Source organism: Rhizobium oryziradicis, from assembly GCF_001939045.1.
Lineage (GTDB): Bacteria > Pseudomonadota > Alphaproteobacteria > Rhizobiales > Rhizobiaceae > Allorhizobium > Allorhizobium oryziradicis.
This window is the reverse complement of the sequence record NZ_MKIM01000030.1, coordinates 1-879: the sequence shown is the minus strand read 5'-3', so window position 1 is coordinate 879 and position 879 is coordinate 1. Positions and strand designations below refer to the sequence as shown.

Here is an 879-nt window from a genome sequence, read left to right as displayed (position 1 = left end):
TTTCGGGGCTTTAGCTCAGCTGGGAGAGCACCTGCTTTGCAAGCAGGGGGTCATCGGTTCGATCCCGATAAGCTCCACCATTTACTTCGTAAATGTTGGATACCGTTCACGGGCTGTTGTCGCCTGTGGCGACGCCCTCCACGAGGGCGCTCCGCGTGGTGCTATCTCACCTGTTTGGAGGTGTCCGGTTTGCGTTGAGTGGGCTGGGAAAGATATCTTTTGAAGAAAAAATAAAGTTTACAGCACTCAAGCGAGTGTTGTCTGTTCTAGTACATTGTGAAGAGAAGATTGATCTGGAGGCTTCCAGGTGTTGCAGGCGAAAGCTTGTGATGTCCGAGCCCAATCCTGGTGATCCTTATGACGGTCTAGCCGACCGGAGTTTGGGGAAGGGTTGGAGGTANCGGGTGTTGTCTGTTCTAGTACATTGTGAAGAGAAGATTGATCTGGAGGCTTCCAGGTGTTGCGAGGTTTTTACCTTGCGATGTCCGAGCCCAATCCTATTGATCCTTATGACGGTCTAGCCGACCGGAGTTTGGGGAAGGATTGGAGGTAGGAAGGAAGCTTGTCACTCTGGATCGTGCGTTGTTCGACACCTTGCGTGTTGTCTGACAAACGATCGGATTACCGTTGCCTGACCGCGCGGTACCGGATTTGATCTCGAGAAGCTGGTCTTAATGATCTGGCACAAGTGAACTGCTCGGCGTAGTTCCAATAAAGTGTCCAGATCGAACACGTTGATGGCATCATGACGAATGTTTTGTAAAAGGTAAAACATTCTGCAGCCCTTCGGGCTGCTAGATGATGAGCATCGGCAATGAGAACGATTAAGTGTAATAAGGGCATTTGGTGGATGCCTTGGCATGCACAGGCGATGAAGGA

1 tRNA gene is annotated in these 879 nt (G+C 50.7%); it reads left to right on the top strand.

What is annotated here, in order from left to right:
- Positions 1-4 precede the first annotated feature (4 nt).
- Positions 5-80 (top strand) — tRNA-Ala (locus BJF95_RS19975).
- The last annotated feature ends 799 nt before the right edge of the window (positions 81-879 follow it).